The following is a 24993-nucleotide window of genomic DNA, read 5'->3' on the forward strand; positions in this document are numbered from 1 at the left end:
GTTTGGGTATTGCGTTTATATGTTGGAGTGATAAGACAAACCTAAAGAAATTTAGGAGGTTGATGAAGATGGGTAGCTATACCAAAGGTATAATTGGTACGGGTGTGGGCTTGGCCTTGCTAGTGTTCTCTCCCAAGATTGGAGGGTATCTTTACTCCAAGTTTGAGGCCATGGGTGGCATAACCATTCCCTTTGTGGGTGCAGATATTACCAGCATGATTTTTCATGCGGTATTCAGCTTCATAGTAATCCTCGTGGGGCTTGAGATAATACTGGTCAGCTGGAAATGATAAGAGATCTTAATCATTTGAACTGTCTCCATATCTCCGTCTCCACACCTCTGATTATTCTTGCAGCGATGTAGGAGAGGTAGAAAAGTATGGTGAATCCGACAAAGAAGTATACGGTAAAGCACACGGTGAAGCCCATAGGTGTTCTGTTTGCAACTGCCAAAATAAAAAATGCGATGGCTATGAAGAGAGACACACCCATTGAGATTTTCAATCCACGATTCATGGATAGCCATTTGTAACTGGAAAATATAAACTTTTTTACGAAATATGAAAAAATTCAAAGCATGTACCTGCCTCCGTTTATGTCCACCACTGTGCCGTTCATGTAATCGTTTTCGAGCAGGAATACCACCGCGTGGGCTATCTCCTCAGGCCTGGCCACTCTTCCGAGGGGTGTGAGTTTTGAGAGCTGTTCCTTCTTCTCCTCACTCAAAAGATCCGTATCCACAGGTCCTGGAGCAACAGCATTCACCAGTATATTGGGTGCAAGCTGGGATGCGAGTGCAAACGTGAGCCCGATTATTCCTGCCTTGGAAGATGCATAGTGCACCCCAACAGTCCCTCCGTTCCTGCCGGCTATTGAAGCCAGATTTACTATTTTTCCCTTCTTTATATACTTTACCGCTTCCTGGGTTACAATGAATGCACCCTTAAGGTTCACGTTGAGCACGTGATCCCACTCTTCATCATCTATCTCGCTGAATTTGTGCTTATCTCCAAGTACGCCCGCGTTGTTGACTAGGATATCAATCCTGCCAAAATGATCAACTATCCTCTTCACACCTTCTTTAACCTCATTCCTGTTTGATACATCAAACTGGACGGTCATTGCCCTAACCCCATATCTCTCAGCCAGGCCCTTTGTTCTCTCGGCATCTTCATCATTTTTCCTGTAATTTATGGCCACATTGCATCCCCTCTCTGCCAGTGCCAGCGTTATGGCCCTTCCAATTCCTCTATCTCCCCCGGTTACGAGGGCGACCTTCCCTTTCAGATCCACTCTCTCACCTCCAGGTTGATATTTCTTTCAGACTTAAAATTTTTACGTGAATTCCCCATTTTTGTACCGCAAATATTTTTATATGAGCGCTCATACCCACAAAAAGGTGGTTATGATGGGATATATAAGGGATGAAGATAAAAAATATCTGAAGGGAGAGTTCGATAAAAACTTGAAAAAGGATGTTTACCTCCTCGTGTTTGTGGGTGATAACTGTCAGTACTGCAGCGTGGCTTCTGCCATTGCCCAGGAGGTTGCTGAACTGCACCCACTGATTCATTTTGAGGAGCACAGAGTTGGGGATGATCTTGCTCAGGAATACGGTCTTGAGCACGCTCCAACCGTTGTGATCACCGATAAGGATAGGTATGGTGGCCGCATAAGGTATGTGGGCCTCCCCTCTGGATACGAGTTCTCTTCGATGATCGAGGACATCGTTGATGTGTCACGCAGAACCGCAGAGGTCAGCGAGGAGGTCAGAATGAAACTTGAGAAGATAGATAAACCTGTTATAATTCAGATATTTGTCACTCCCACCTGCCCGTACTGTCCCAGGGCGGTGCGCACGGCCCACAGATTTGCCATATTGAATGAGAATGTGACTGGCGAGATGGTTGAGGCCATGGAGTTCCCCGAGTGGGCCGATAGGTGGAAGGTTATGAGCGTGCCCCATATCGTTATAAATGAGGATGTGCAGTTCATAGGTGCGTATCCTGATGAGCAGTACATAGATTACGTTGTTCAGGCCTATGAGAAGACGAGGTGAGGCCCATGAATTTTGGATTTGTGCTTCCCACGGGGGCCAGGGAAAGCAAGGATGTGGACCTTGCCATAATTGGAGGCGGTCCTGCGGGTCTAAGCGCGGGAATATACGCTACCCGTGCGGGACTTGAAGCCATAATAATCGATAAGGGCAATGCCGGAGGCCTTGCAGAGGAGGCACCGTTTGTGGAGAACTACCTCGGATTCAAGGGAATAAAGGGAGAGGAACTTGTCAAAGAGTTTAAGGAGCATGCTATGGACTATCTTGAGATTTCTGAGAGAAACGAGGTGAGGGATATAACAAGGGATGGTGAGGTATTCCACATAAAGGCAGAGAAGGGAGAGTACAATGCCAGGTCAATAATATTCGCCACGGGAACGACCCACAAAACCCTGGGTGTGCCTGGTGAGAGGGAGTTTTTCGGAAAGGGGGTATCCTACTGCGTTACCTGCGATGGATATTTCTTTAGAGGCAAGAAGGTGGCAGTTATAGGCGGTGGCAATTCGGGAGCAATAGCGGCCATATACCTCAAGGATATTGGTGTTGAACCTGTGGTGCTTGAGTACATGCCCCATTACATGTGCGAAAAGGCATACCAGAATATAATTGATGAGAGGGGCATATCCTACCTCACAAACGTCCAGGTCACCTCCATTGAGGGAAGCGATAATGTTGAAAGGGTTGTTTACAAGGATCGGGCCACTGGGGAAGAGCATAGTGTGGAGGTTGATGGAGTATTCATATACGTGGGTCTGATACCCATAAGCGATCTCGCCAAGAAACTCGGAGTTGAAACGGATTCAAGGGGCTACATAAAGGTGGATTTGAATATGCGCACAAATGTGCCACGCATCTATGCTGCTGGAGATGTGACGGGCCATGCGGGGCAGATAATCATAGCCGCAGGGCAGGGAGCTCTGGCAGCCTTGAGCGCATATGAGGATTTAATGCTTCATTAATTTTTTTCAAAAATAATTCCGATAAATTTATATAGATGTTGGATAATTGCTTGAAAGGTGATAATGCGTGAGTGAAGAGGTAACGAGAGTTCCGCTGCCCGATCGGAACAAGGGTGAGATGTTTGGCATAGTTGACAAAATATTGGGCGGTTCCAGGATGATAGTTATGTGCGCAGATGGCAAGTCCAGAATGGCTCGCATACCCGGGAAGATAAAGAGGAGAATGTGGATCAAGGAGGGGGATCTTGTAGTAATAAGGCCATGGGATTTTCAGGATGAGAAGGCCGATGTTATTTACCGTTATACAAGAACTCAGGCAAGTTATCTGAGCAGAAACGGAAAGCTTCCTGAGCTTCTGGATGTGTTCGGGAAATGAGAGAGGATATTGAGGATTTTCTCTATGAGAAGATTCTACCGTACCGCAGGGAAAAAAGGGAAAAGGGAATGGAGGATAGGAAAACCTACGATGGTGTATTTGACAGGCGTACTCTTCTTGCATTTTACAAACTTCTCAAGAGGGGCACCATAAAGGAGGTTGAATTTCCCATATCCACAGGTAAGGAGGGTGATGTTTTCAGGGGCATAGGCAAGGAGGGATACATTGCCATAAAGGTTTACAGGATGACCACCGCAAATTATCGTGGGCTTTCAAGGTTCATAGATGGAGATGACCGATTTGCCCACCTTCACAAGACGAAGGACACCATAATCCTTATCTGGGCCCAGAAGGAGTTCAGGAATTTGAAGGATTACAGAGATGGGGGGGTGAATGTACCCGGACCAGTTGACAGGTGGAAGAACATAATAGTTATGGACTACATAGGCGATGATAGCATGCCCGCACCGCTCCTGAAGGATGTGATGGAAAGTGTTAAAAAGGAGATGGTATACGAGATAATTCAAGAGATGAAGAAAATGTACGATGTGGGCCTGGTTCATGGGGATCTGAGCGAGTACAACATCCTTGTATGGGGTGATAGGCCATACATAATAGATGTGGCTCAGGCGGTACCGCTTGATCACCCATTGGCGGATGAACTCCTGCTCAGGGATATGAAGAATATGGTCCGTGTGTTCAAAAAATTGGGTGTGAATATGAGCGTTAAAGAACTGGCCCGTGAGGTAGGAGTGGTATAAATGATGTACGTAAAAATTCCAAAATCGAGAATAGGCGCTTTGATCGGAAAGAATGGGGAAGTAAAGAAAAGAGTTGAGAGCATATCGGGGGTAAAGATGGAGATAGATTCCAGAGAGGGGGATGTGGTGATAGATGAATCCTCAGGTGATCCGCTTATGGCCCTGAAGGTAAGAGATTTCGTTATGGCGGTGGGGCGCGGATTTTCTCCAGAGCGTGCATGGCGCATATTCAACGAAGATGTTTACTTTGAGGTAATTGATATCAAAGAGTTTGCAGGAAAGAGAGAGAGCAGGATCCGTGTTCTCAGGGGCAGAATAATAGGTAAAAATGGGAAGACAAGGAGAATAATAGAAGAGCTGAGCGGTGCATCCCTTTCCATCTACGGTTACTCCGTGGCCATAATTGGAAGTTATACCCAGATTGAAACGGCCAAGCATGCAGTTGAGATGCTCCTTCGTGGAAGCAAGCATGCAACAATCTATCACTATCTTGAGAAGAAAAGGCGCGAGAACAAATACCGCGCACTGGATTACTATTATATCCAGTGATTTTAATGAGCATAAACGACTTTCTCTTCTCTCTGATTCTCCTCATCTTTCTTGGCCGTGTACTCGGTTTGCTCTTCGTTAGGTACAAGTTTCAGAGCATGATTGGCGAAGTTCTCGGCGGGGTACTCTTGAGTCCCCTATTTCTCGGGTTTCTCTATCCCAATGAAATTCTGAGGATATTCAGTCAGTTTGGTATAATTATGATCATGCTTCTCTCTGGCTTGCTCACAGATTTTCGTGCATTCAATGAGCACAAGTACAAGAGCATACTGATAGGTGTACTGGGTGTTGTTTTTTCAATGGCCATAATTTTTGCGATTTTACATATTTTCGGCGTGAGTTTGGAAGCATCTCTTTTTATAAGCGTTATCCTGTCAAACACGGCTGTGGAGGTCTGTGCCAACATACTGATCAAGAGCAAAGTTTCGAAGGACATTCAGGCCGTCATAATGGGGGCCAGCTTTGTTGACGATATAGTGGCTGTTTTTCTTATTGGGGTTGTGGGCTCTATTACCCTTGGCTCTGAGATAACCCTGGCATCAATACTCGTTCTGTCATTAAGCGTAATAGCGTTTTTGGTCGTTTTCCTTATACTTGTGCCCTATCTCCTTGAACGCTATCAGGTGATAGATAAACTGATCGGCAGTGGCCCGCAACGGGAGAAGGTTCTTTTGACCTTTACCATACTCTTTTCTCTGCTTCTTGGTCTGATAGCCCAGTACACTGGGCTCCAGGTTGTAATTGGTGCCTATATAGCGGGTCTGATAATTGGAAAATGGGGCTCTAAGGTTGGGCCAATGCTGCGGAGACGGGTTGCCTACGAAGATCTTATTGGGGATATTGAGCCATTTTCCCATGCCCTTTTTACACCTCTGTTCTTCGGATATGTGGGCCTGAGTCTGGGTAACGTGCTTGCAGAGTTTGGCATCACCTGGGAGATGGGATTGTTGGTGATTACCCTGACTATCGGGGCACTCGCAGGTAAATGGCTTGGTTGTGGAACTGGGGCATATCTCTCAAAAATTGATATGAAGGAATCCCATTTTGTTGGTATTGCAATGGGTGGTCGTGGGGCATTGGAGTTGGTGCTTCTATCTCTGGGATATCAGAATGGAATAATCAACGGAGCCCTATTTGCCTCAGTGGTGCTCGTGACTTTGCTCACGGTGATAATAACGCCCATTCTTCTGTCCATCTACGAGAAAAGGCTCATGGCTTCCCTTTAGATTCACCAAAGTGCAGGGCAGAGGCGATGAGGTGTGCAACTCTCAAAGGCTCTGGAATTGCGCCACGGAGGGTGAACGAGCTAATTACTCTCCTTGCCTCATCCATGGAAATACCCGCACGCTGCACATATATCTCAAATTCTCCATTTTGGATCATTTCAATTTTGTGCTTTCTCAACAAATTCATTCTGTATTCCCAGTCCTCAAAATGCTTTCTAAGTGCATATTCTATGGCTCTCAAATCTGGATTTTTTCTGGATATCACAATTACGGGGACTTCTCTTTCTCTCCATATTCTTTCTATGTCAACTATGTTGAACCCGCCGAAGGTTATGCCCTGCAGAAAGACCACCTTTATCTGTCTCCCGTACTTTGAGTTAAGCATGTCAATGATTGAATCGGTTGAATCAAGGGCATCCACCCCTATTTTCCTTCTCAGCATGCCTTCAAGGTAGTTTGGGGCTCTCAAAACCACGCCGATAAGATCAACCTCACCCGGAATGTGGGGAACGAAATAGGAATCGTCTATACCGAGAGCCCTTATGTGTTTCTTCATAACAGGGGTAAATTGCCCGTGACCTTATTAATTGTTTCCTCTGGGGCAGGGCCTATCCCAAGGCATGTGATCGTTCCGGGGGGCACTTCGGTGAGTCCCGCATCTTTTATTAGAGATGTCACGATCCCAAGTGTTTTCGCCTTGAATTCAAGTTCATAGAGGTCCCGAAGAGTCTTTGCCTTCACAACAACCTTCTTCTGTCCCTCCCTCACCCATTCTTCCAGATACGGGTTTTTCTGCTTCTTGGATTTTAAGGTGCATTCTACGGCCGCATGGGCCACCTGAACCGCTAGTTTGCCGCACGAGAGTTTGAGATCCTCCCTTACCACAATCACCATTTTATATTTCATCCACAACACCTTTTAGTTCATCAATTTGCATATCCAGATTTCTTATCTCTTCAAGTACCTTCTTGCGTCTTTCTTCGTAGCGATCCTTTCTTCTTGGGTTGATTCTTATGAGCCTCTCAATTTCCTCAAGTTCTTTTATTTTTTTCTTTCTCTCCTTTAAAAGCGTGTCTAAGAGCACTAGCTTGTCGTGCTTATCCTCCTTCTCGAGGCCTATCATCCTTCTTATGGTTGGATATCCTCCACGGTAGAATCCCACCACGAAGAATATTACTGTGAGGTTTATCAGAGCGATCCATATGTATTTGGCATAAAAAAGAGCCGAGTAGCCCAAAACGTATCCTACAAGGATGGATATAACTATGCTCATTCCCATTCCCAGGCCTATTCTGTAGAGCTGATCGTATTCCAGATCCAACTCACCTCTCTTGGGGAAGAGCATGTTTATGAATGTGTATCCTGGAAGGAAGAACAGCATTAGCACAGCGGCGATCACCTGAAGTACGCCCATCCATTGAATATATGTCCATAATATTTAAATGTTTTAAGGGAGGGCTTAAATATGCAGTTATCATTCTTTCTCCGTGAAGGTCGTGATTCTTGATGGCTATGTGGACGAGCCCTCAATTCTAGGTGTGCCTCCCTACATCTCACCCTATGTTCGGGAACTCGCGGGTGTGTGCAACGAGCTTGGGGTTGAATGGGAGTACATCACCATCGATGATTGGAGGAGTGGAAGGAGAGTAAGGGGAGATATGCTCGTTCTCATAGGTGGCGCCGTGGTGCCCGGAAAGTACCTGCGCACCTATCCTGCCTCGCTCAGGGAGATAAGGGAGATATTCTCCTCCTTCAAGGATCTTAAAATCTTTGGGGGCAGTGTTGCGAGATTTGAGAGGCCCAATGTGGGCGCTGATATTCTTGCATTGGGGGATGTGGATGCCCTTCTCTATGATGTCCTTACAGATAATTTCACGCACCACAGGTTTCACGGGCTTGATGAGTGGAATCGCTGGTTAAAACTTGGCGCAGAGGTTGTCACGAGGCACCCTGATTATCCAGAACCCCTTGTAGTGGAGATAGAGACCTTTCGTGGATGTCCCAGATATTTGAGTGGTGGATGTTCATTCTGCATAGAGCCATTGTATGGAAAACCAATTTTCAGAAGCCAGGAGGATATTGTGGAGGAGATGCAACTCCTTGCATCTCTCGGAGTGAGGAATTTCAGAATTGGCGGGCAGACATGCATATACTCCTACCGCGCACACGGTGTGGGAAAGAAGGAGATTCCAGAGCCAAATGTGGGAGCCTTAGAGAGTTTATTCAAGAAAGCGAGCAGGGTGTCCCACAGGGTTCTGCATGTGGATAATGCCAATCCTGCGGTAATTGCGTCCTATCCTGAGAAGGGAGAGAAGATAACTGAAATTCTAGTAAAATACACCACTCCCGGCAATGTTGTGGCCTTTGGAATGGAAAGCGCAGATCCCCAAGTAATTGAGAAAAACAATCTGAATTCCACACCTGATGATGTTATGGAAGCCATAAAAATAGTCAACGAGATGGGTGCTGAAAGGGGCGAAAATGGCATGCCAAGACTTCTTCCCGGGCTGAATTTCATATGCGGGCTATGGGGAGAGAGGAAAGAGACATATTCCATGAATTTCAGATTTCTGAAGGATGTGCTTGAGAGGGGATACCTGTTGCGCAGGATAAACATAAGGCAGGTGGCCTCCATCCGCAACGATTTCAGGATGAAGTACAGGCACGAGTGCTGGAAGTTCCGCAATGAGGTCAGAAGGAATATAGATGCCCCCATGCTCAGAAGAATTGTTCCAAAAGGCACGGTGCTCAGGGATGTGTACCTTGAAATGCAGAGGGGAAACTACACCTATGGAAGACAGCCTGGATCATATCCCATCATAGTGGTGCTTCCATACAGGGCAAGGATGAACAGATATGTGGATGTGAAGATATTCGATTATGGAGAGAGAAGCTTAACAGGTGTGGAGTACCCTCTAAATGTGAACGAGGTCCCATACTCAACCCTAAAGGCCCTGCCCGGAGTGGGGGAGAAAAAGGCGGCTGAGATCGTGCGCAGGAGACCGTTTAAGAGTATGAGAGAATTGCAAGAAATTTTTGGAGAGGCCGACGAGTACTTCGCCCTGTGAGCGTTATCTTTATATAGAAGAACTATCTTACCGAGTTTGAGGTGATAAAGATGATGGGAGGACAAGTACCTATTCTCGTGCTCAAGGAAGGCACTGAGAGAGAGACTGGCAGAGGAGCACAGAAGAAGAACATTGAGGTTGCAAAGGCAATAGCAGATGCAGTACGCACCACACTCGGTCCAAAGGGTATGGACAAGATGCTTGTGGATAGCCTTGGAGATATAGTGATCACAAATGACGGTGCAACCATACTCAAGGAGATAGATGTGGCACACCCAACTGCCAAGATGATGGTTGAAGTGGCAAAGGTTCAGGATACCGAGGTTGGAGATGGAACCACAAGCGCTGTTGTGCTTTCAGGTGAACTTCTCCACAAGGCTGAGGAGCTCCTTGATCAGAATGTTCATCCAACAATCATAACCAACGGTTACAGGCTTGCAGCTGAGAAGGCTTTGGAACTTCTCCCTGAGCTTGGCATAAAGGTTGATAGCGATGAACTTCTCAAGGAGATAGCCATGACCGCAATGACTGGCAAGAATGTGGCTGAGGCCAAGGAGTACCTTGCTGATATCGCAGTAAAGGCCGTCAAGTCCATTGCGGAGGAGAAGGACGGCAAGACAGTTGTGAATGTTGATAACATTAAGGTGGAGAAGAAGCAGGGAGGAGGCATAAAGGATACTGAACTCATTGATGGCGTGATCCTTGATAAGGAGAAGGTTCATCCACGCATGCCCAAGGTTGTGAAGAACGCCAAGATTGCCCTTATCAATACCGGATTTGAGGTAAAGAAGACCGAGATAAGTGCTAAGATTGAGATCACAGACCCAACTCAGATACAGGCGTTCCTTGACCAGGAGCAGGAAGAGATAAAGAAGATGGTTGACAAGGTTAAGGAAGTTGGAGCAAATGTCGTATTCTGCCAGAAGGCCATAGATGATATCGCGCAGCACTACATGGCAAAATATGGCATATACGCAGTACGCCGTGTTAAGAAGAGCGATATGAGCAAACTGGCCAAGGCAACAGGCGCCAAGATAATAACCAATCTGGACGACCTAACTCCTGAGGATCTTGGATATGCAGAGATAGTTGAGGAGAGGAAGATAGGTGAAGACAATATGACCTTCGTGCGCGGATGCAGGAATCCAAAGAGCGTGAGCATACTCATACGCGGAGGAACCGAGCACGTTGTGGATGAGGCTGAGAGAGCGCTGCACGATGCTCTGAAGGTTGTTGGAGTTGCTCTGGAGGATGGCTACGCTGTTGCAGGTGGTGGAGCCACTGAAATTGAACTGGCACTGAAGCTCCGCGAGTATGCTCCCAGCGTGGGTGGCAGAGAGCAGCTGGCAATCGAGAAGTTTGCAGACGCTCTTGAAATAATACCCAGAACCCTTGCAGAGAATGCAGGTCTGGATGCAATAGATATAATAATGAAACTCAAGGCAGAGCATCAGGCAGGGAAGAAATATGCAGGCATAGATGTCTTTGAGGGCAAGATCGTTGACATGGTGGAGAGGAAGGTCATAGAGCCTATGCGCGTTAAGAAGCAGGCCATTGAGAGTGCCACAGAAGTGGCCACAATGATACTTCGCATAGACGACGTCATAGCCTCCAAGAAGAGCGAGACACCCAAAGGACCTCAGGGAGGACCTGGCGGACCTGGAGGAATGGGCGGCATGGGCGGCATGGGCGGAATGCCCGGTATGATGTAAATCCCCAATTTTTTACTTTTTTATCAGATATCTATTTTCAGATCCTGGGCGAATGTGTACGATTTAAGGAGTTTTGGCTTATCTTTTAGGTATCGAAGTATGAACATGCCGCAGTTAGAGCCTATTTCATTTTCTTTTGTATCTCCTATGGAGATTATGACCCTGTACCCGAATTTTTTAAGTTTTTCCAAGAATTCCCTGTGATTCTCAGGAAGACCGTTTTTGAGATTCACATCGTTGGTGATTCCGTTTAGAGATGAGCTCACGGTAGGGTTGATGGGGGTTATCTTTATCAGAAAGTGCTCTGGTGAAAAATAATGGTGTACAATATCAGCGCTCACCGGATTTTCCTTTGCAAGTGCAAAATTCAGCGTGATTTTCAAGCCACCATCGTCGTAGAATCTGTCTCCGTATTCTGCAATTTTTTCAAAATCCCATTTTTTGACGGGAATCAGTGAATCTCTCACTCTATCATCTGTGGTGTGTATTGAGAACTGGAGCTGAAAGTTATGCGGATACTTTTCTTTTTTCAGAGAAAGCAGTTTTTCGAAAAATGCATCAACGCCAACAGGAGCCACTGTGGACAGTGAGGGAAAGAAATTGTCATATCTATCTCCCAGATCTCTCATCACGTCTATTACTGCGGGATTGAAACTTGGCTCCCCCATCCTTGCAAACTGCACCTTGAATTTCTTTGTTTTGGGCTCATTTCCAAATCTCCTCCTTATGGGGTATTCAATCTGCTCCATTATTTCCTCATACGTTAATTTGCCTCTGTAAAACAGGCCTGCATCGCACATTTTGCATCCTACAGGACAGCCGTTTAGAGAGGAGACGATCAAAACCCATTTCTCCTCCGGATTGTATGTGGGTGTGGATTCAACAAACTCCACGATATTTCCCCGGCTCGTCTTTCCTATATATACCCTTGCAACTCGTTCATCACCAATCTCGGCAAGAATCTCCATACTTCTCACACCTCCATATTTTCATCGCTGCCCTGATCCCGTCCGCTATTGCAAGTGAACTCTGGCGGTATATTCCGTTCCTTGCATCTCCCACAATGAACATCCTATCGGAGGTAATGTGACGGACTATATCTATATTTGGAACCCTTCCAATGGCCACCAGAATAACATCAACATCAAAAATGCCTGCAGAGGTTACGGCCCTGCTTCCGTTCCATGAGTGAAGCACTCCCCTAACCAGCCTTACCCTGGGATTTTTTTGCACTTCTTCCTGCAATGATGGTATTGCCTTAAGCTCGCTGCGATGCAGAACGATAGCCTCTCCAATCTCAGAGGCACTGAGCGCGTAATCCAGTGCGATATCGCCCCCACCAATTATCATTACTCTCCTCTCATCCTCAATATCGGTTATGTGGTATTTAGCCCCAGGAATATCCAGTTTCTTCGGCTTGGTGCCCGTGGCCACGATAAGGTAAGAAAACACGTACTCTCCCTCCCGGGTATGAATAATGAATTTTTCATTCTTTTCCACCCTTAGAACCTCCTCTTTTTTTATATCTATCCTGTATCTTCTTGCATAATCTTCAAGGATTTTAACGAACTCTCTGCCAGAAATTCCGTCTGGATAGAGCATTGAGTTATCAATTCTGTACGCGTTTTCAACCAAGCCTCCAATTTTCCTCTTTTCAAATACAGTTGTTGATATGCCATACCTGGTGAGCTGCACAGCGGCGCTTATGCCCGATGGGCCCGCCCCTATTATTCCCACCTTTTTAGCCATGATTTCACCTCTTCAAGCGTGGGCACGGGAGCGAAACCGTGGGAAATTGCCCTTATTGTTCCCTCATGAAGCTCGGAATTCTGCGTGACCGTGCCATCGATGGGAAATATCACATAGAGTCCATGAACGAACGCGGATCTTGCGGAGGTTTCACAGCACAGATGAGTCATCACTCCAGTGATGATTACCGTATTCACATTTTTCTCCCTCAAAATATTTTCAAGGTCTGTGCGGTAAAACGCATCGTAGGTTCTCTTCTCAACAATCTCATCTCCATACTCTCTCATCTCATTAATTATTTCCGTGTCGTGATTGCAGGGCATGGTATCGCCCCACCATCCTTCCATGATGTCTCCACCATGGCAGTGTCTTGTCATTATTATCGGAATCTCAAGGCCCTTTGCGAATGAATAGAAATCCCGCAGTCTCTGTATCAGCCGTGGGGCGCTGGGCAGGTATGCCTTTTTATCTCGCTCTAAAAAATAGCGCTGCAGGTCTATGCCAAGAACGGCGATTCCTTTCGGATTTATCCATTCCAATTTTCTGGGCCTGAAATATCTTTTTCTCATACTTTCAATGAACGATGGGGTGAGATAATCCTCCCTGTGCATGACCGGCCATGGCGGTGCGAGATTAAGATTTTTTCCGACGCACCATTTTTATACTCTCTTCCCATATCCACCAATATGCTTCTCATCAAGAACGCTTCGCAGCTTCTCACCCTGCATGGGGGAATAAGAAGGGGAAGTTACGATCTGGGGATAATAGAAAATGGAGCAGTGCTTATAGACGGTGACAGAATTGTGGAGGTGGGTGAAACAGGAGAACTGAAGGGAAGTTCTGAGCAGGAAATAGATGCATCGGGCAGGGTTGTGATGCCCGGTTTTGTGGACCCTCACACCCATCTTGTGTTTGCAGGAACGCGAGAGAACGAGCTGTACTTGAAATTGCAGGGTTACTCCTATCTTGAAATTTTAAAGATGGGTGGTGGAATCCTGCGCACCGTTAGGGCCACGAGAAACGCCACAAAAGAAGAACTTATGTATGAGATGCGAAGGCGCTTGGACTACATGCTCCGGAACGGCACCACCACGGCAGAGGCAAAGAGCGGGTACGGATTGAATTTTGAGACGGAGAAGAAGATGCTTGAGGTTATAAATGAAGTAGAGCATCCCATGGACCTAGTACCCACATTTCTGGGAGCGCATGCGGTACCTCCTGAATTCAATAATGGGGGAGAGTACATAGAGTATCTCAAATCCATAATTCCTGAGATTGCACCTTATGCGAAATTCATTGATGTATTCTGCGAGAAAGGAGTTTTCAGTGCTGAGGAATCAATGGAGTATCTTGAAGAGGGCAAAAAATACGGGCTTGTGCCGAAGATACACGCAGATGAGATTGAGGATATAGGATGCACGCGTGTTGCTGTGGATGTCGGAGCCATCTCTGCGGATCATCTTGTGAAAACCAGCGAGGAGAGCTTAGAAAATATGAGAAGAAGTGAGATAATAGCCACGTTGCTTCCCGCCACACCTTACATGCTTTTAAGCAAGGAATACGCCCCTGCCAGAAAATTCATAGATGCGGAAATACCTGTTGCACTTGCCACTGATCTGAATCCAAATGCGTACACGGAGAGCATGCAGATGGTGATCTCTCTCGCCATAACACAGATGCGTATGCTTCCGGAAGAGGCAATTGCGGCCAGCACAATAAATGCTGCAGCAGCCATAGGAATGGAAAGCGAAATAGGGAGCATTGAGCCAGGCAAGCAGGCAGACATAATAATTATGGACGCTAAAAATTACCAGCAAATTGGCTATCATTTTGGCGTGAATCTAGTGGATAAGGTTATAAAAAAAGGCCGCATCGTCTGGAGGAAAGGTGATGATATACTTCATACGTAAGTTTCAGGAGGAGGATCTGCTGGATGTGCTCAACATAGCCAACGAATCTCTGACGGAAAATTACATCCCTGAGCTTTTTTTGGATATACACAGGATCTGGCCAGAGGGATTTCTTGTAGCGGTGGCTAGAGATGTGGTGGGCTTCATAGCGGGGATAAAGCAGAGGACAGGGGCCAGAATTCTTCTTCTTGCGGTTAGGAGTGGGTTCAGAAATAGGGGCATAGGCTCTGCTCTTATGAAGAGGTTTATCACAATATGTAAATCTGAAGGCATGCTATCCGTGAGACTGGAGGTACGCACAAAAAATCTTAGGGCAATTGAATTTTATAAAAAGTTTGGATTTAACATAATTTCCTATGTGCCAAATTACTACACAAATGGTGATGATGCCTATATAATGTGGAGGGAAATATGAAGAAATTAGAAGACGTTTATCTTCCCTTCCACCAGCATCTCTGTTATCTTTGATATGTTTGCAAGCCATTCGTCTGCAATGTTTCTGAACTCCTCCTTGTACCTGTTTAGATTCACACCCTCCGCTGGTATTATCTGTATGCTTGCCACCTGGGGCTCATCCACGGGCTTGCCGATCTGTGAAACTATGCGTACATTTACCTCCTTTACATCTCCACCGCCTGCCTTTGCTATGTCCTCTGCAATTTTGAATGCCAGGATATTGTACAATTTGCCCACATGGGTCACGGGATTCTTTCCCGCAGAAGCCTCCATGCTCATTGGCCTGTAGGGGGTTATCAATCCGTTTACCCTATTGCCACGACCGACAGAGCCATCGTCCCCGTTTTCCATGCTCAATCCGGTCACAGTGAGGTAGAAAACCTCCTCATCAAGGAGATCTCCAGTGTTTATGAAGTAATTCACTTCCTTATCTGTGAATTTGAGCGCAAAATCAGTTAAAATATCCTTGAGTTCATCCTTAACATTAAGGTAGTGATCCTTATCAGGGGTGTGTTTTCCCACAAAGGCAGCAGCCACTGTTATATTTATTTTCTTCCCTTTTCTGAACCCCATAACCTTTATGTCTTCGCCTATCTCAGGTAGTTTATCCTTAAGAGGTCCGTTTATGTACCTCTCTGTCTCGTAAACTATCTTTTCAAGATCGCTCATGGGTGCATAGCCCACGCCGAAGGATGTATCATTTGCCAGATATTTTTGCGTATCGTATAATCCGCGTAGGTCCACAGAGCCCTGGCCGATCATGCAATCTATGATCACATCCTCCTCAATGTCCAGATTGCGGTAATGTTTCTTGAGAAAATCCGCTGCAGCCTTCTTTGCTATGGTCCTGTAGGGTATTCTCTCACCGTTTACCATGGTGGTTGCTCTTCCTGAGAGGAGTATGTAAACGGGTTCCAAAACCTGACCACCACCAAATTTGGGCTTAGCCTGCCCACCCACAATCTCTGCCTGATCAGTGTTGTGATGCAGAATCCTTCCAAAATGCTCAAGATAATATTTTGACAGAGCCCTGCTTATACTCTCGGCAATGCCATCTGCCACACTATCTGGATGTCCTATTCCTTTTCTCTCTACGATTTCCACATCCCTCTCTTCAACAGGGGTTGATGTGAATTCCTCTACAACAATGTTTCTTGCCATAGTAATGGAAATCTTTAATAATACTAAAAATTTTTTGTAGTTTTAAGCGCTACATTTTGAAAATGAGCATTGCATCTCCGAAGCTGTAAAATCTATATCTTTTCTCCACAGCGACCCTGTACGCTTGCATAATCCGATCGTAGCCACCGAAGGCTGTCACAAGCATTATGAGGGAAGATCTGGGTACATGGAAATTTGTTATTAGAGCATCCACCCCTGCCTGAAACTTGTAACCGGGGTAGATGAATATATTGGTGTATCCCTGGGATGCGTAAATCTTTCCTTCCACTGCGGAGCTTTCAAGGGCTCTCATAACCGTTGTGCCCACCGCGAATAACCTTCCGCTGCGGTTGTTTATCATGTCCGCAACTTCATCGCTGACCACATAGTACTCCTCGTCCACCCTATGCATTCTTATGTCTTCCGTTTTAACAGGTTTGAAAGTGCCGTAACTCACATGCAGTGTTATGTATCCCACTTTCACACCCTTCTCCTCTATCTTTTTTAGAAGTTCCGGTGTGAAGTGCAATCCTGCGGTGGGTGCCGCCACTGCCCCATCCTTCCTCGCAAACACTGTCTGATACTTTTTATCCGCCTCTGGAACCTTCTTCTTTATGTACGGAGGCAGTGGAACCTCGCCCCTCTTCCTTGCAAGTTCCATTATGTCTCCGCTGAATTCAATGTCACACATGCCCTCATCTTTCCTGTGCACAACTCCTTTTATATCCTCAAATATGAGCACAGTGCCTGGGCGGATCTTCTTCCCCTTGACCAGGCAGCGATAGAAATTCTCATCTATTCTCTCCAAAATAAGGATCTCAACCTTTCCGCCAGTATCTTTTATCCCCTTGAGTCTTGCCCTTATAACACGGGTATCGTTGAGTATGAGCACATCTTCCCTTTCCATGTACTCGGGTAAATCGTAGAAGAACCTGTGCTCTATGCCCTCATGCAGAACCATAAGGCGGGCGTGGTCCCTTGGCTCTACGGGCTCTTGGGCTATCAGTTCCTCAGGCAGGTGGAAATTGTATTTTTGCAGGGAGTACATCGAGATAGCATTCCATAATCATTGATTAAATTTGCTGTGGGCAAAATTAAATAATATAAAAGAAGATACGCTCATATGGGCATGGTTGACATAAGCGAGAAAAAAGAGGTGCTTCGCATCGCCAGGGCCAGGGGCACGATAGTGCTTAAGAGTACCACTGTGGATGTTATAAAAAAGGGCGAGGTGAAAAAGGGAGATGTGTTTGAAACAGCAAAGGTTGCGGGAATGCTGGCGGTGAAGAACACACCGAGCATTATACCGCACTGCCATCCGATTCCGGTGGAGAGCGTGGAGTTCAAATTCAACATGCATGGAAATCGCATTGATGTGGAGTGCGAGGTGAAGGCCCATTACAAGACGGGCGTGGAGATGGAGGCCCTCACTGGAGTGAGTGTAGCGCTGCTGACAATCTGGGACATGGTGAAGTACCTTGAAAAGGACGAGCATGGTCAGTATCCAATGACTCAGATTCTCGGAATTGAGGTTGTGGAGAAGAGAAAGGGTGAGTGAGATGGGTGTGAAAGAGCACAAGAAACATTCTTACAGGCTCAAAATTGGAGTCATCACAGTGAGTTCAACCCGCAATGAGGAAACCGACGAATCTGGAAAGATAATAATGGATGAAGTGGAGAAGCATGGGCATGAGGTGTGCGAGTACGCGGTTGTCAAAGATTCAAAGTTGGAGATCCTTCATGCCCTTTTGAATTTCCTTCCAAAATGCGATGCTATAGTCCTGAATGGGGGCACTGGCATGAGCAGAAAGGATGTTACTGTGGATTCCATAGAAGGTATTCTGGATAAAAAATTACCCGGTTTTGGAGAAATCTTCAGATTGAAGAGTTATGAAGAAATAGGCACTGCTGCCATGATGTCCCGTGCCCTTGCAGGAGTGTGCTGTGGAAAGTTGATATTTGCAATTCCCGGCTCTAAGGGTGCCGCGAAAACAGGATGCCAAGTCATATTCAGTGAGATAAACCATATGTGGTACGAAATAAATAGAGATTAAAAAATTATTGAGAGAGGAAGACCTTGTAGGCGAGGTAGGAGCTCCATACATCCATCTTGCTCACCAGTTCAAATGGTGAGTGCATGCCTATGACGCCTGGACCCATGTCCACCACATCCATTCCATACTTGGCGAAGAACTTGGCTATTGTGCCACCTCCACCTTCGTCCACCTTGCCCAGCTCAGCAAGCTGGTAGGGCACTTTGTTATTCTGGAAGAGTGTTAAAATCTCGTGCATGAACTCTGCGGTTGCCTCACTTGAGCCATACTTTCCTCCATGGCCAGTGTATTTGGATATGACAACTCCATAGCCGGCCTTGGCTGCGTTCTGTACGTCGTGCACACTCTTGAATATGGGGTTAATGGCAGCGCTTACATCTGCGCTTATGGCCTTTGTCCTGTAAAGTATCTCAAGGAATTCAGGATAGGTGTAGTTTGGCTTTATCATGGCGAGGACCTTGGCAAGCACATACTCAAGAAAATTGCTCTGTGCTCCGACGTTTCCGTCACTTCCTATTTCCTCCTTATCGTAAAAGAATGCTATGCTCGTGTAGGTGGGATTTTTAACCTCAAGTATGGCACGGAATGAGGTATAGGCGCAAATCCTATCGTCCTGCCCATAGGCACCCACAAGACCCCTGTCAAAGCCAACATCCCTGGGATCTTCTGCAGGTACGATTTCAAGATCTGCAGAGTTGAAGTCCTCCTCAACTATGCCGTATTTCTCGTTGAGGTACTGAAGAACGTGCATCTTTACCTTCTGCTTTATCTCCTTATCCTCTATGGGTATGTTGCCAACCACAAGCTGCAGTTCCTCTCCCCTTATGCCATCAAACAGCTTTCTCTCTCCCTGTACCTTTCTCGCAAGGTGTGGAAGCAGATCAGGTATCACGAAAACGGGATCTCTTGGATCCTCGCCGATCCTCAGATTTATTCTCTTTCCATCCTTCGTATACACAATGCCGTGGATAGCAAGAGGTCTGGAAACCCACTGGTACTTCTTTATACCACCATAATAATGGGTTTTTAAAAGTGCCAGGGAGGAATCTGCATCTTCCCACAGTGGATTGGGTTTCACATCTATGCGGGGAGCATCAATGTGAGATACAACAAGCCTGAATCCATCAAGGGGCTTTTTACCCACAACACCAAGAGCCAGGGCTTTCTCCCTGTTTACAACATAGAACTTATCTCCAGGAACAAGTTGATTATTTTTTGACAGGTCCTTGAACCCATACTTTTCTGCAATGGTGAGAAGGTACTCCACAGTCTCTCTCTCCGTCTTTGCTTCCTTTAAGAATTTCTTGTACTCCTCAGCAAATTTCATTGCTTCTTTGATATCCTTTTTTTTCAGGGTGAGCCACATGCTCTCCCTCTTCATAGAAAGTTTATCCTCCAGATTATCCTTTTTCTTTGCCATAGTATCACCTCTTGCATCGTAATGCATTAGCCCGATTTAAAATTTTTCCAAGGTTTTTATTTTTCAACCTTAATTGCAGCGTAACCAACAACATCCTGCATAGGCTGTACATCGCCGCTTGTTGCATATTTTAGAAGTGTGGCCTTTCCTCCTGTGGCTGTGAGCATTGCCGTTATTGGGCCATATCCGCACATGGTTATACTGTGCTTGGCAATCACGTCGTAAAGACCCCTTGTATCGCCCTTCAAGATTTTCTCAATTGCAAGTGCATCTTTTCTGTACGCATTCTGTCTTGGAATGTAGTGGGAGAAATCTGATGATGCTATGACCACGACATCCTTACCCTCTATGGCATCCTTTATTATTTTCCCGAGTTCAACGGCTATTTCGTACTCTTGAATGAGCATGGAAATGGGAACGAATTTTATCTCTCTCTTGAAAAACTGTAAAAATGGAAGTTGAACCTCTATGCTGTGCTCGTATCTATGTGCGTAATCATCAATATCCACCATTTCCCTTGCTATCTCCTTTGCCAGTTCCCTATCAATCTGAACCCTTCCAAGGGGGGTAATGAAATCTTCAAGGGTCACTGCCACACCTGATCCAATTCCATAGTGGTTTGGCCCGATTATTATGAATGTATCCGGAAAACCGTCCTTGGCCAACGCGGCGTAAAAATGTGCTGCCACAGGTCCTGAAAATATATAACCAGCATGGGGAACCACGCCACCGATGATCTTTCTGGGCCCATCTGGTGAGAGAGAAGGAACCTCTCCAGGCCCAAGAGGATGGATAAAAAGTTGATTGAGCATTATCTGCAGTTCTTTCTTCTCACCCGGGTAAAATTGGCCGGCAACTGCAGGATACCTCATAGGGGTGCCTCAAAGTCCTCAATGGTGTACTTGAATTCTTCGTTGCTCTTTATTTCTCCCCTTTCCTTGAGGATCTCTCTTGCGAGAAGCCAGTATATGAGAGCGAGAGCTCTGCGACCCTTGTTATTCGTTGGTATTACGAGATCTACATAACTTGTACGGTTGTTTGCATCGCATAGGGCAACAATCGGTATCTTGGATTTAACAGCCTCCTTGAGGGCCTGAGTGTCCGCCGCAGGGTCGTTTATGAGAATGACCTTGGGTTCCATGTATCCTGGAAGTTTTGGATTTGTGAGTATGCCTGGGATGAATCTACCAGGTACGACCTTCGCTCCACCTATGGCCTCTGCAAATTTTATGGACGGTTTCTGTCCATACTGTCTCTGGGACACAACAAGGATATCCTCAGGTGCATATCTGGCCAGGAACTTTGCTGCCAGGCGTATCCTTTCATCTGTCTTAGTTATATCCAGTAGGTATAGGCCATCGTTGCGAACCTTGTATATGAATTTTATCATATCCCTGTTCTTCACCTGGGTACCTATATGCACGCCCGCCGTGAAGTACGTGTTTTCATCTATCAGCAATTCCACCATATCACTCACCTTTTATCTCCTCTTCAATCCTTATCATCTCGTTCAGTTTGGCTATCCTCTCTCCCCCTATTGCACCAGTCTTTATAAACTCTACGCCGAACGCCACACCTATGTGCACTATGGTAGTATCACATGTCTCACCACTCCTGTGGGAGATCATCGTGGCATATCCATTCTCCTTTGCGAATTTTATCGCCTTAACGGTATCTGTGAGCGTGCCTATCTGATTGGGCTTTATGAGCACCGTGTTGGCAGCGCCCTTGGAGATTCCTATCTTTATGCGCTCAACATTCGTCACAAATATGTCATCACCCACAATGTATGCGAGATGTCCTATTCTCCTTGTCAATTCTGCGAAACTCTCAAAATCTTCCTCGTCAAAGGGATCCTCTATTATGTAAACTCCGTAATCTTTAACGATGTCCTCAACGAAATCTATTTGCTCTTCTGGAGTGAGTGCCCTGCTTCTGTAATGGTACTTTCCGTTGTGGAAGAATGAAGATGCGGCAAAATCCAGCGCGGGTTTTATGTTTACCCCTGTACTCTCACTTGCCTCCTTTACTGATTCAACAACAAGTTCTATGGCCTCAATGTCGTCCATGGGTGCTATCCAGGCTTTCTCGTCCCCCAATCCAAGGGAGATGTTTGGAAACCTTTCCCTGAGTTTTTTACCCACTATTTTATGCACTTCCGCGTTGGCAAACACATTATCCTTGGCGCTTTCCCCCAAACTCACTGCAAGCATCTCCTGAATTGTTGTGCCTCCAACAGCGTGTTTCCCTCCGCCTAAAACATTACCCACGGGCTTTGGAATGCTTCTCGCGAAGGCACCACCAAGGTACTGGTAGAAGGGCAGGCCGAGAGAATTCGCGGCTGCCTTGGCTATGGCAAGAGATACGGCAGTGGCCACATTACCACCAAGCATCGAAAAATTTTCCGTACCATCAATCTCATGGAGTATGGCATCAACATCCTCCTGCTGGGTTGAATCCATACCTATGAGATTGTCCATTCTCTCCTTGAAATATTTTATTCCAGCGTCTATGCCCCCCGCGGGATATGCCTTGACCTCATGCTTCCCTGTTGATTTGCCTGCAGGAGCGGCAGCGCGACCGTAGCCATTGAGGGTGTATACCTCAACCTCCACGGTGGCATTTCCACGTGAATCCAGAATTTTGCGCAATACTATATCCTCTATCAGCGTCATATTTAGCACCTCTTTTAAAGGGGCTATGCCCATAAGATATTTAAAGTTTCCAAAAATTATTTTTATTTCACGTGCATTCTTATTTATGGATTTGATGAGCACAAACGCCAAGGGGAAAAATGTTCGTGGCAAGAAACTGCTTCTCTACGGCTCATGCCTTGATGAAAGCCCCGAGTATCTTGAAAAATTCAAAGATTACACAAAACTTGCATTTTGCCCCGAGAGGGAGCACATAAACATGGCATTTTACAAACTTATGGCTATGCTCTCCGTTGCAGAGGAACTTGTGGTAATTACCACAGATGGCTCTCCACACTGCGTGCAGATGCATTACATAGCCGAGGAGGTTCTGAGGTATTCTGCCAAGAAATTTCCACTTCGCCATTTTGTCGTGAACAATGGAAAGATTATTGAAGTATCTTCTGAGGATGTCAAGATATCGCGGTACCTTTCAAAAATAAAAAAATTGAGGGACTCTACCTGAATTTTGGTCTCTGGGAGAGCAGCGGGGGTAATGGCAACCTTCTCTTTGGATATCCATCGGTTTTCTCCTTCAATATGTTCAAGAGTTCATCTCTGCTCATCTCTTCCACCCCTTCTCCGCGTATTCTAACCGTGAGCGTATTTCTTTCCTTTTCCCTCTCACCTATGACTACTATGTATGGAATCCACTCTTTCTCCGCATCCCTTATCTTGCGGGACACGCTCAGATCACGATCGTCCACATCCACCCTGAATCCCTGCTGCGTGAAGAAATCCATTTCCTGAATTGAGCATCCCAGGAAATCGTCCTTAACTGGGATTATGCGCACCTGTGTTGGGCTCAACCACACGGGAAGCATGGGTTTCTTTCCCTTCTTCGCATCCATATCTGCCTTCTCCAGCATGGCGTAAAGCACGCGCTCAACGGCTCCGCTCGGGGAGCAGTGGAGTATGTACGGATGTCTTTCCTCTCCATTCTCGTCGTAGTAGGTTATTCCATATCTCTTTGCATTCTCCACATCTATTTGCACGGTGCTCAAGGCGGCCGCCTTATTGAGTGAGTCAACGAAGTTGAACTCAAATTTGAGAACGAAATAGAAGAATCTCTCATCCCACATCTGTACAAGCACGGGCCTGTTTACAAGACGTACAAGTTCCTTTATAAACTCCTTGTTCTTATCGTAAAATTCCCGGGTGAATCGTATGGCCACCTCATAATCTCCCAGTTCAAGCCCGAAATCCCTCAGCACCTCTATGGCCATCTCATACTGTTTTTTGAACTCCTCCATGGCCTGGGGCATGTCAGCAGAGAGGGTATGCATATCGGGCATGGTGAAGGCTCTAAGTCTTCTTAGCCCTGATAGCTCTCCCTTCTGCTCCCTTCTGAACGCATATTTTGCCATCTCATAGAGTTTTAGGGGTAGATTTCTGTAGGATATTGTGGCATCATGCATCATAAGAAACTGACCGAAGCAGGCGGCGAATCTGAGGAAATACTTATCTTTACCACTCAGAACTATGTACTGCCTTGCAGGGAAGCGATTGAGATAGGATTTCAAGGAAGGATGGTTAAAATCGTACATTATGGGGGTTTCAACCTGCATGGCACCGTAATCCAGCACCTTTCCCTCAACGTACTCCTCAATTAGTCCCTTTATCAATTTTCCCTTGGGATAATACCGCATGTTGCCGGAGTCGCTTCCAGGCTCGTAGTCTGCAAGTTCTAGGGCCTGCATGAGTTTCACATGAGGTGGTATCTCCTTGACTGCTCTTGTACCAGATATTTCGTAATCCACAAATTTTTTCAGGTTTGGATACTTGGAGTAGTCAAAGTTATCCACATCGTGCAGATCTCCATTTTTATCCATTATGTACCAGTAAGTTGTTCTTTTTTCTGCCTTGAGGGCTTCGCTCTCCTCCTCCTTTGCCTCTCCACGGATCTCCTTGCTCAACTCACTCAATGGATGGCCCTTGCAGGATATGACAAAACTCTTGTACCATCCAAAGGGTGCACGGTGCACCTCATACTGATCTTTTAGCATGTTTTCCAGTTCTTTTAGAACCTTTATTGCCTCAGCTGGCCCTGCGAGTTTGCTGCTCAGATGCGCGTAGGGATATAGCACGATGCGCTCAACGTTAAGTTTCTTGGCCACGTCAACAATTTCGTTCTTTGCACGCTCAACAATACCTGCATCGCCCTCCTCCATGGAGATAAATGCCACGAGACACTCCTCGTACCTTTCCCTTTTCTTTTCAATTTCCTCAGCATCCTTCATCGCCTTGCTCTTTGACTCAAACTCTATGTAGTCCGCATGAATGAAGAGAATACGCATAGATGGGGATTTTTGTTAAGGTATAAAAGAGTTTTTGCCCCAGTTTGAGAATGTTTATAATTGAAGATGTCTATATGCTCTTATGGATACAATTCAGATACTTCAGGGTGCCCTTGCTCCCATACTTCTCATCTCCGCGGTTGGGCTTCTGCTTCTGGGACTTGGAAACAGAATTGGGAGAATAATTGACAGAATAAGAAAATTCTCTGAGGAGGTTCGCAGGGGAGAGGTTGGAGAAGAGCGCATGCGAATCATCCAGGTTCAAAAAAGCACCCTTGTGAAGCGTCTCAAACTATGTAGAAATGCCATGCTATATTACTATCTTGCCATACTGTTCACCTCCATATCTTCCATAATGTCCTTTGCCCAGTTTTTCAATCACGTATTTGGATACCTTGCAGTATGGGCCCTTGCCTTCGCCTTAAGCGCCCTGTTCATAGGCATAATTTACGCACTCTATGAGGTTATATTTACCTACACGGCGGTGTTGAAGGAGGCATCATTCTACTTGGATGAAAATCGTTAAATACTCCATTGGGGATTTAG

30 protein-coding genes are annotated in these 24993 nt (G+C 46.0%); 15 read left to right on the forward strand and 15 right to left on the reverse strand.

The genetic code is table 11. From position 1 onward, the window contains the following. Window positions 1–68 precede the first annotated feature (68 nt). Window positions 69–290, forward strand: coding sequence for a hypothetical protein (locus tag ACIM339_RS05980; protein WP_015283715.1), 222 nt, complete (start codon window positions 69–71; stop codon window positions 288–290). A gap of 13 nt (window positions 291–303) precedes the next feature. On the opposite strand, the gene ACIM339_RS05985 is transcribed toward ACIM339_RS05980, so the two are convergent. Further along, window positions 304–516 carry a hypothetical protein gene (locus tag ACIM339_RS05985; protein ID WP_015283716.1) on the reverse strand — a complete coding sequence of 71 codons (213 nt, stop codon included), beginning with the start codon at window positions 514–516 and terminating at the stop codon, window positions 304–306. Between the two features lie 54 nt (window positions 517–570). Continuing rightward, window positions 571–1293: an SDR family NAD(P)-dependent oxidoreductase gene (locus ACIM339_RS05990; protein ID WP_015283717.1), complete on the reverse strand. Its 723-nt coding sequence runs from the start codon at window positions 1291–1293 to the stop codon at window positions 571–573. Between the two features lie 115 nt (window positions 1294–1408). Here ACIM339_RS05990 and ACIM339_RS05995 point away from each other — a divergent pair, with 115 nt between their 5' ends. The 6 genes from ACIM339_RS05995 (at window position 1409) to ACIM339_RS06020 (ending at window position 5927) form a co-directional block, all read left to right on the forward strand. Beyond that, window positions 1409–2059: a thioredoxin family protein gene (locus ACIM339_RS05995; protein ID WP_048104103.1), complete on the forward strand. Its 651-nt coding sequence runs from the start codon at window positions 1409–1411 to the stop codon at window positions 2057–2059. Window positions 2060–2064: 5 nt separating this feature from the next. After that, entirely contained in the window at window positions 2065–3015 is a 951-nt protein-coding gene (locus tag ACIM339_RS06000) for an NAD(P)/FAD-dependent oxidoreductase (protein WP_015283719.1), read from the forward strand. 67 nt (window positions 3016–3082) lie between these two features. Further along, window positions 3083–3391, forward strand: coding sequence for a translation initiation factor eIF-1A (gene eif1A, locus ACIM339_RS06005; RefSeq protein WP_015283720.1), 309 nt, complete (start codon window positions 3083–3085; stop codon window positions 3389–3391). After that, window positions 3388–4152, forward strand: a complete 765-nt coding sequence (locus ACIM339_RS06010; RefSeq protein WP_015283721.1) for a serine protein kinase RIO — start codon at window positions 3388–3390, stop codon at window positions 4150–4152. Before eif1A ends, ACIM339_RS06010 begins: the two co-directional genes overlap by 4 nt. Next, complete coding sequence (locus ACIM339_RS06015) at window positions 4153–4701, forward strand: pre-rRNA-processing protein PNO1 (RefSeq protein WP_015283722.1); 549 nt, start codon at window positions 4153–4155, stop codon at window positions 4699–4701. It begins immediately after the preceding gene. 5 nt (window positions 4702–4706) lie between these two features. After that, a complete protein-coding gene (locus ACIM339_RS06020) occupies window positions 4707–5927 on the forward strand; it encodes a cation:proton antiporter (protein ID WP_015283723.1) in 1221 nt (406 codons plus the stop codon). Here ACIM339_RS06020 and ACIM339_RS06025 read toward each other — a convergent pair. The 3 genes from ACIM339_RS06025 to ACIM339_RS06035 are packed head-to-tail and all read right to left on the reverse strand — an operon-like array spanning window position 5911 to window position 7341. Further along, window positions 5911–6483: a DUF99 family protein gene (locus ACIM339_RS06025; protein WP_015283724.1), complete on the reverse strand. Its 573-nt coding sequence runs from the start codon at window positions 6481–6483 to the stop codon at window positions 5911–5913. The genes ACIM339_RS06020 and ACIM339_RS06025 overlap by 17 nt on opposite strands. Beyond that, window positions 6480–6833 carry a peptidyl-tRNA hydrolase Pth2 gene (gene pth2 / locus ACIM339_RS06030; protein ID WP_015283725.1) on the reverse strand — a complete coding sequence of 118 codons (354 nt, stop codon included), beginning with the start codon at window positions 6831–6833 and terminating at the stop codon, window positions 6480–6482. Before pth2 ends, ACIM339_RS06025 begins: the two co-directional genes overlap by 4 nt. Continuing rightward, window positions 6823–7341, reverse strand: a complete 519-nt coding sequence (locus ACIM339_RS06035; protein ID WP_015283726.1) for a DUF1616 domain-containing protein — start codon at window positions 7339–7341, stop codon at window positions 6823–6825. The genes pth2 and ACIM339_RS06035 overlap by 11 nt, the downstream gene beginning before the upstream one ends. 73 nt (window positions 7342–7414) lie before the next feature. On the opposite strand from ACIM339_RS06035, the gene ACIM339_RS06040 reads away from it, so the two are divergent. Both ACIM339_RS06040 and thsB read left to right on the forward strand, forming a co-directional pair. Beyond that, window positions 7415–8995: a radical SAM protein gene (locus ACIM339_RS06040; protein ID WP_015283727.1), complete on the forward strand. Its 1581-nt coding sequence runs from the start codon at window positions 7415–7417 to the stop codon at window positions 8993–8995. Window positions 8996–9045: 50 nt separating this feature from the next. Then, entirely contained in the window at window positions 9046–10707 is a 1662-nt protein-coding gene (gene thsB / locus ACIM339_RS06045) for a thermosome subunit beta (protein WP_015283728.1), read from the forward strand. Window positions 10708–10730: 23 nt separating this feature from the next. On the opposite strand, the gene ACIM339_RS06050 is transcribed toward thsB, so the two are convergent. From ACIM339_RS06050 to ACIM339_RS06060, 3 genes are read right to left on the reverse strand one after another with little or no spacing between them, the layout of a single operon-like run. Next, the gene (locus tag ACIM339_RS06050; protein WP_015283729.1) at window positions 10731–11675 is read right to left on the reverse strand and encodes a Fe-S-cluster redox enzyme; all 945 of its coding nucleotides are present in this window, start codon (window positions 11673–11675) and stop codon (window positions 10731–10733) included. Continuing rightward, the gene (locus tag ACIM339_RS06055; protein WP_015283730.1) at window positions 11650–12456 is read right to left on the reverse strand and encodes an NAD(P)/FAD-dependent oxidoreductase; all 807 of its coding nucleotides are present in this window, start codon (window positions 12454–12456) and stop codon (window positions 11650–11652) included. Before ACIM339_RS06055 ends, ACIM339_RS06050 begins: the two co-directional genes overlap by 26 nt. Further along, a complete protein-coding gene (locus ACIM339_RS06060; protein ID WP_015283731.1) occupies window positions 12435–13067 on the reverse strand; it encodes an isochorismatase family protein in 633 nt (210 codons plus the stop codon). Before ACIM339_RS06060 ends, ACIM339_RS06055 begins: the two co-directional genes overlap by 22 nt. Window positions 13068–13142: 75 nt before the next feature. On the opposite strand from ACIM339_RS06060, the gene hutI reads away from it, so the two are divergent. Together hutI and rimI are read left to right on the forward strand one after the other, a co-directional pair. Beyond that, the gene (gene hutI, locus ACIM339_RS06065) at window positions 13143–14366 is read left to right on the forward strand and encodes an imidazolonepropionase (RefSeq protein WP_015283732.1); all 1224 of its coding nucleotides are present in this window, start codon (window positions 13143–13145) and stop codon (window positions 14364–14366) included. Continuing rightward, on the forward strand, window positions 14347–14781 hold the full coding sequence (gene rimI, locus ACIM339_RS06070; RefSeq protein ID WP_015283733.1) for a ribosomal protein S18-alanine N-acetyltransferase: 435 nt from the start codon (window positions 14347–14349) through the stop codon (window positions 14779–14781). Before hutI ends, rimI begins: the two co-directional genes overlap by 20 nt. Before the next feature lie 5 nt (window positions 14782–14786). Here rimI and ACIM339_RS06075 read toward each other — a convergent pair whose 3' ends face one another. Together ACIM339_RS06075 and queA are read right to left on the reverse strand one after the other, a co-directional pair. Next, window positions 14787–15983 (reverse strand): methionine adenosyltransferase, encoded by a 1197-nt coding sequence (locus tag ACIM339_RS06075; protein WP_015283734.1) that lies wholly within the window; start codon window positions 15981–15983, stop codon window positions 14787–14789. Between the two features lie 49 nt (window positions 15984–16032). Then, complete coding sequence (gene queA, locus ACIM339_RS06080; protein ID WP_015283735.1) at window positions 16033–17031, reverse strand: tRNA preQ1(34) S-adenosylmethionine ribosyltransferase-isomerase QueA; 999 nt, start codon at window positions 17029–17031, stop codon at window positions 16033–16035. Window positions 17032–17106: 75 nt separating this feature from the next. Between queA and moaC the strand changes: the two genes are divergently transcribed. Both moaC and ACIM339_RS06090 read left to right on the forward strand, forming a co-directional pair. After that, window positions 17107–17541, forward strand: coding sequence for a cyclic pyranopterin monophosphate synthase MoaC (moaC, locus tag ACIM339_RS06085; RefSeq protein ID WP_015283736.1), 435 nt, complete (start codon window positions 17107–17109; stop codon window positions 17539–17541). A gap of 1 nt (window position 17542) precedes the next feature. Continuing rightward, window positions 17543–18037, forward strand: coding sequence for a molybdenum cofactor biosynthesis protein B (locus tag ACIM339_RS06090; protein WP_015283737.1), 495 nt, complete (start codon window positions 17543–17545; stop codon window positions 18035–18037). A 4-nt stretch (window positions 18038–18041) separates the two neighbouring features. On the opposite strand, the gene ACIM339_RS06095 is transcribed toward ACIM339_RS06090, so the two are convergent. From ACIM339_RS06095 to ACIM339_RS06110, 4 genes are read right to left on the reverse strand one after another with little or no spacing between them, the layout of a single operon-like run. Next, entirely contained in the window at window positions 18042–19457 is a 1416-nt protein-coding gene (locus ACIM339_RS06095; protein ID WP_083872016.1) for an aminopeptidase, read from the reverse strand. Window positions 19458–19513: 56 nt separating this feature from the next. Next, window positions 19514–20329 (reverse strand): MEMO1 family protein, encoded by an 816-nt coding sequence (locus ACIM339_RS06100; protein WP_015283739.1) that lies wholly within the window; start codon window positions 20327–20329, stop codon window positions 19514–19516. Then, window positions 20326–20925 (reverse strand): 30S ribosomal protein S2, encoded by a 600-nt coding sequence (gene rpsB / locus ACIM339_RS06105; protein ID WP_015283740.1) that lies wholly within the window; start codon window positions 20923–20925, stop codon window positions 20326–20328. Before rpsB ends, ACIM339_RS06100 begins: the two co-directional genes overlap by 4 nt. Window position 20926: 1 nt before the next feature. After that, window positions 20927–22132, reverse strand: coding sequence for a phosphopyruvate hydratase (locus tag ACIM339_RS06110; protein WP_048104109.1), 1206 nt, complete (start codon window positions 22130–22132; stop codon window positions 20927–20929). An 85-nt stretch (window positions 22133–22217) separates the two neighbouring features. On the opposite strand from ACIM339_RS06110, the gene ACIM339_RS06115 reads away from it, so the two are divergent. Next, window positions 22218–22616, forward strand: a complete 399-nt coding sequence (locus tag ACIM339_RS06115; protein WP_015283742.1) for a hypothetical protein — start codon at window positions 22218–22220, stop codon at window positions 22614–22616. On the opposite strand, the gene ACIM339_RS06120 is transcribed toward ACIM339_RS06115, so the two are convergent. Further along, window positions 22609–24447 (reverse strand): threonine--tRNA ligase, encoded by a 1839-nt coding sequence (locus ACIM339_RS06120; RefSeq protein WP_015283743.1) that lies wholly within the window; start codon window positions 24445–24447, stop codon window positions 22609–22611. The genes ACIM339_RS06115 and ACIM339_RS06120 overlap by 8 nt on opposite strands. An 82-nt stretch (window positions 24448–24529) precedes the next feature. Here ACIM339_RS06120 and ACIM339_RS06125 point away from each other — a divergent pair, with 82 nt between their 5' ends. Continuing rightward, entirely contained in the window at window positions 24530–24973 is a 444-nt protein-coding gene (locus ACIM339_RS06125; RefSeq protein WP_015283744.1) for a DUF2721 domain-containing protein, read from the forward strand. The last annotated feature ends 20 nt before the right edge of the window (window positions 24974–24993 follow it).

Origin of the sequence: Aciduliprofundum sp. MAR08-339 (assembly GCF_000327505.1) — an archaeon.
Lineage (GTDB): Archaea > Thermoplasmatota > Thermoplasmata > Thermoplasmatales > Aciduliprofundaceae > Aciduliprofundum.

Coding starts and splice junctions, on each gene's coding strand:
- ACIM339_RS06055 (WP_015283730.1), bottom strand. CDS start 12,456: ATGGCTAAAAAGGTGGGAATAATAGGGGCGGGCCCATCGGGCATAAGC.
- thsB (WP_015283728.1), top strand. CDS start 9,046: ATGATGGGAGGACAAGTACCTATTCTCGTGCTCAAGGAAGGCACTGAG.
- pth2 (WP_015283725.1), bottom strand. CDS start 6,833: ATGAAATATAAAATGGTGATTGTGGTAAGGGAGGATCTCAAACTCTCG.
- ACIM339_RS05985 (WP_015283716.1), bottom strand. CDS start 516: ATGAATCGTGGATTGAAAATCTCAATGGGTGTGTCTCTCTTCATAGCC.
- hutI (WP_015283732.1), top strand. CDS start 13,143: ATGCTTCTCATCAAGAACGCTTCGCAGCTTCTCACCCTGCATGGGGGA.
- ACIM339_RS06020 (WP_015283723.1), top strand. CDS start 4,707: ATGAGCATAAACGACTTTCTCTTCTCTCTGATTCTCCTCATCTTTCTT.
- ACIM339_RS06025 (WP_015283724.1), bottom strand. CDS start 6,483: ATGAAGAAACACATAAGGGCTCTCGGTATAGACGATTCCTATTTCGTT.
- ACIM339_RS06120 (WP_015283743.1), bottom strand. CDS start 24,447: ATGCGTATTCTCTTCATTCATGCGGACTACATAGAGTTTGAGTCAAAG.
- queA (WP_015283735.1), bottom strand. CDS start 17,031: ATGTACTCCCTGCAAAAATACAATTTCCACCTGCCTGAGGAACTGATA.
- ACIM339_RS06000 (WP_015283719.1), top strand. CDS start 2,065: ATGAATTTTGGATTTGTGCTTCCCACGGGGGCCAGGGAAAGCAAGGAT.
- ACIM339_RS06115 (WP_015283742.1), top strand. CDS start 22,218: ATGGATTTGATGAGCACAAACGCCAAGGGGAAAAATGTTCGTGGCAAG.
- ACIM339_RS06060 (WP_015283731.1), bottom strand. CDS start 13,067: ATGCACAGGGAGGATTATCTCACCCCATCGTTCATTGAAAGTATGAGA.
- rimI (WP_015283733.1), top strand. CDS start 14,347: ATGATATACTTCATACGTAAGTTTCAGGAGGAGGATCTGCTGGATGTG.
- ACIM339_RS06090 (WP_015283737.1), top strand. CDS start 17,543: ATGGGTGTGAAAGAGCACAAGAAACATTCTTACAGGCTCAAAATTGGA.
- ACIM339_RS06125 (WP_015283744.1), top strand. CDS start 24,530: ATGGATACAATTCAGATACTTCAGGGTGCCCTTGCTCCCATACTTCTC.
- ACIM339_RS06010 (WP_015283721.1), top strand. CDS start 3,388: ATGAGAGAGGATATTGAGGATTTTCTCTATGAGAAGATTCTACCGTAC.
- ACIM339_RS05980 (WP_015283715.1), top strand. CDS start 69: ATGGGTAGCTATACCAAAGGTATAATTGGTACGGGTGTGGGCTTGGCC.
- ACIM339_RS06015 (WP_015283722.1), top strand. CDS start 4,153: ATGATGTACGTAAAAATTCCAAAATCGAGAATAGGCGCTTTGATCGGA.
- moaC (WP_015283736.1), top strand. CDS start 17,107: ATGGGCATGGTTGACATAAGCGAGAAAAAAGAGGTGCTTCGCATCGCC.
- rpsB (WP_015283740.1), bottom strand. CDS start 20,925: ATGGTGGAATTGCTGATAGATGAAAACACGTACTTCACGGCGGGCGTG.
- ACIM339_RS06095 (WP_083872016.1), bottom strand. CDS start 19,457: ATGGCAAAGAAAAAGGATAATCTGGAGGATAAACTTTCTATGAAGAGG.
- ACIM339_RS06075 (WP_015283734.1), bottom strand. CDS start 15,983: ATGGCAAGAAACATTGTTGTAGAGGAATTCACATCAACCCCTGTTGAA.
- ACIM339_RS06100 (WP_015283739.1), bottom strand. CDS start 20,329: ATGAGGTATCCTGCAGTTGCCGGCCAATTTTACCCGGGTGAGAAGAAA.
- ACIM339_RS06110 (WP_048104109.1), bottom strand. CDS start 22,132: ATGACGCTGATAGAGGATATAGTATTGCGCAAAATTCTGGATTCACGT.
- ACIM339_RS05995 (WP_048104103.1), top strand. CDS start 1,409: ATGGGATATATAAGGGATGAAGATAAAAAATATCTGAAGGGAGAGTTC.
- ACIM339_RS06035 (WP_015283726.1), bottom strand. CDS start 7,341: ATGGGCGTACTTCAGGTGATCGCCGCTGTGCTAATGCTGTTCTTCCTT.
- ACIM339_RS06050 (WP_015283729.1), bottom strand. CDS start 11,675: ATGGAGATTCTTGCCGAGATTGGTGATGAACGAGTTGCAAGGGTATAT.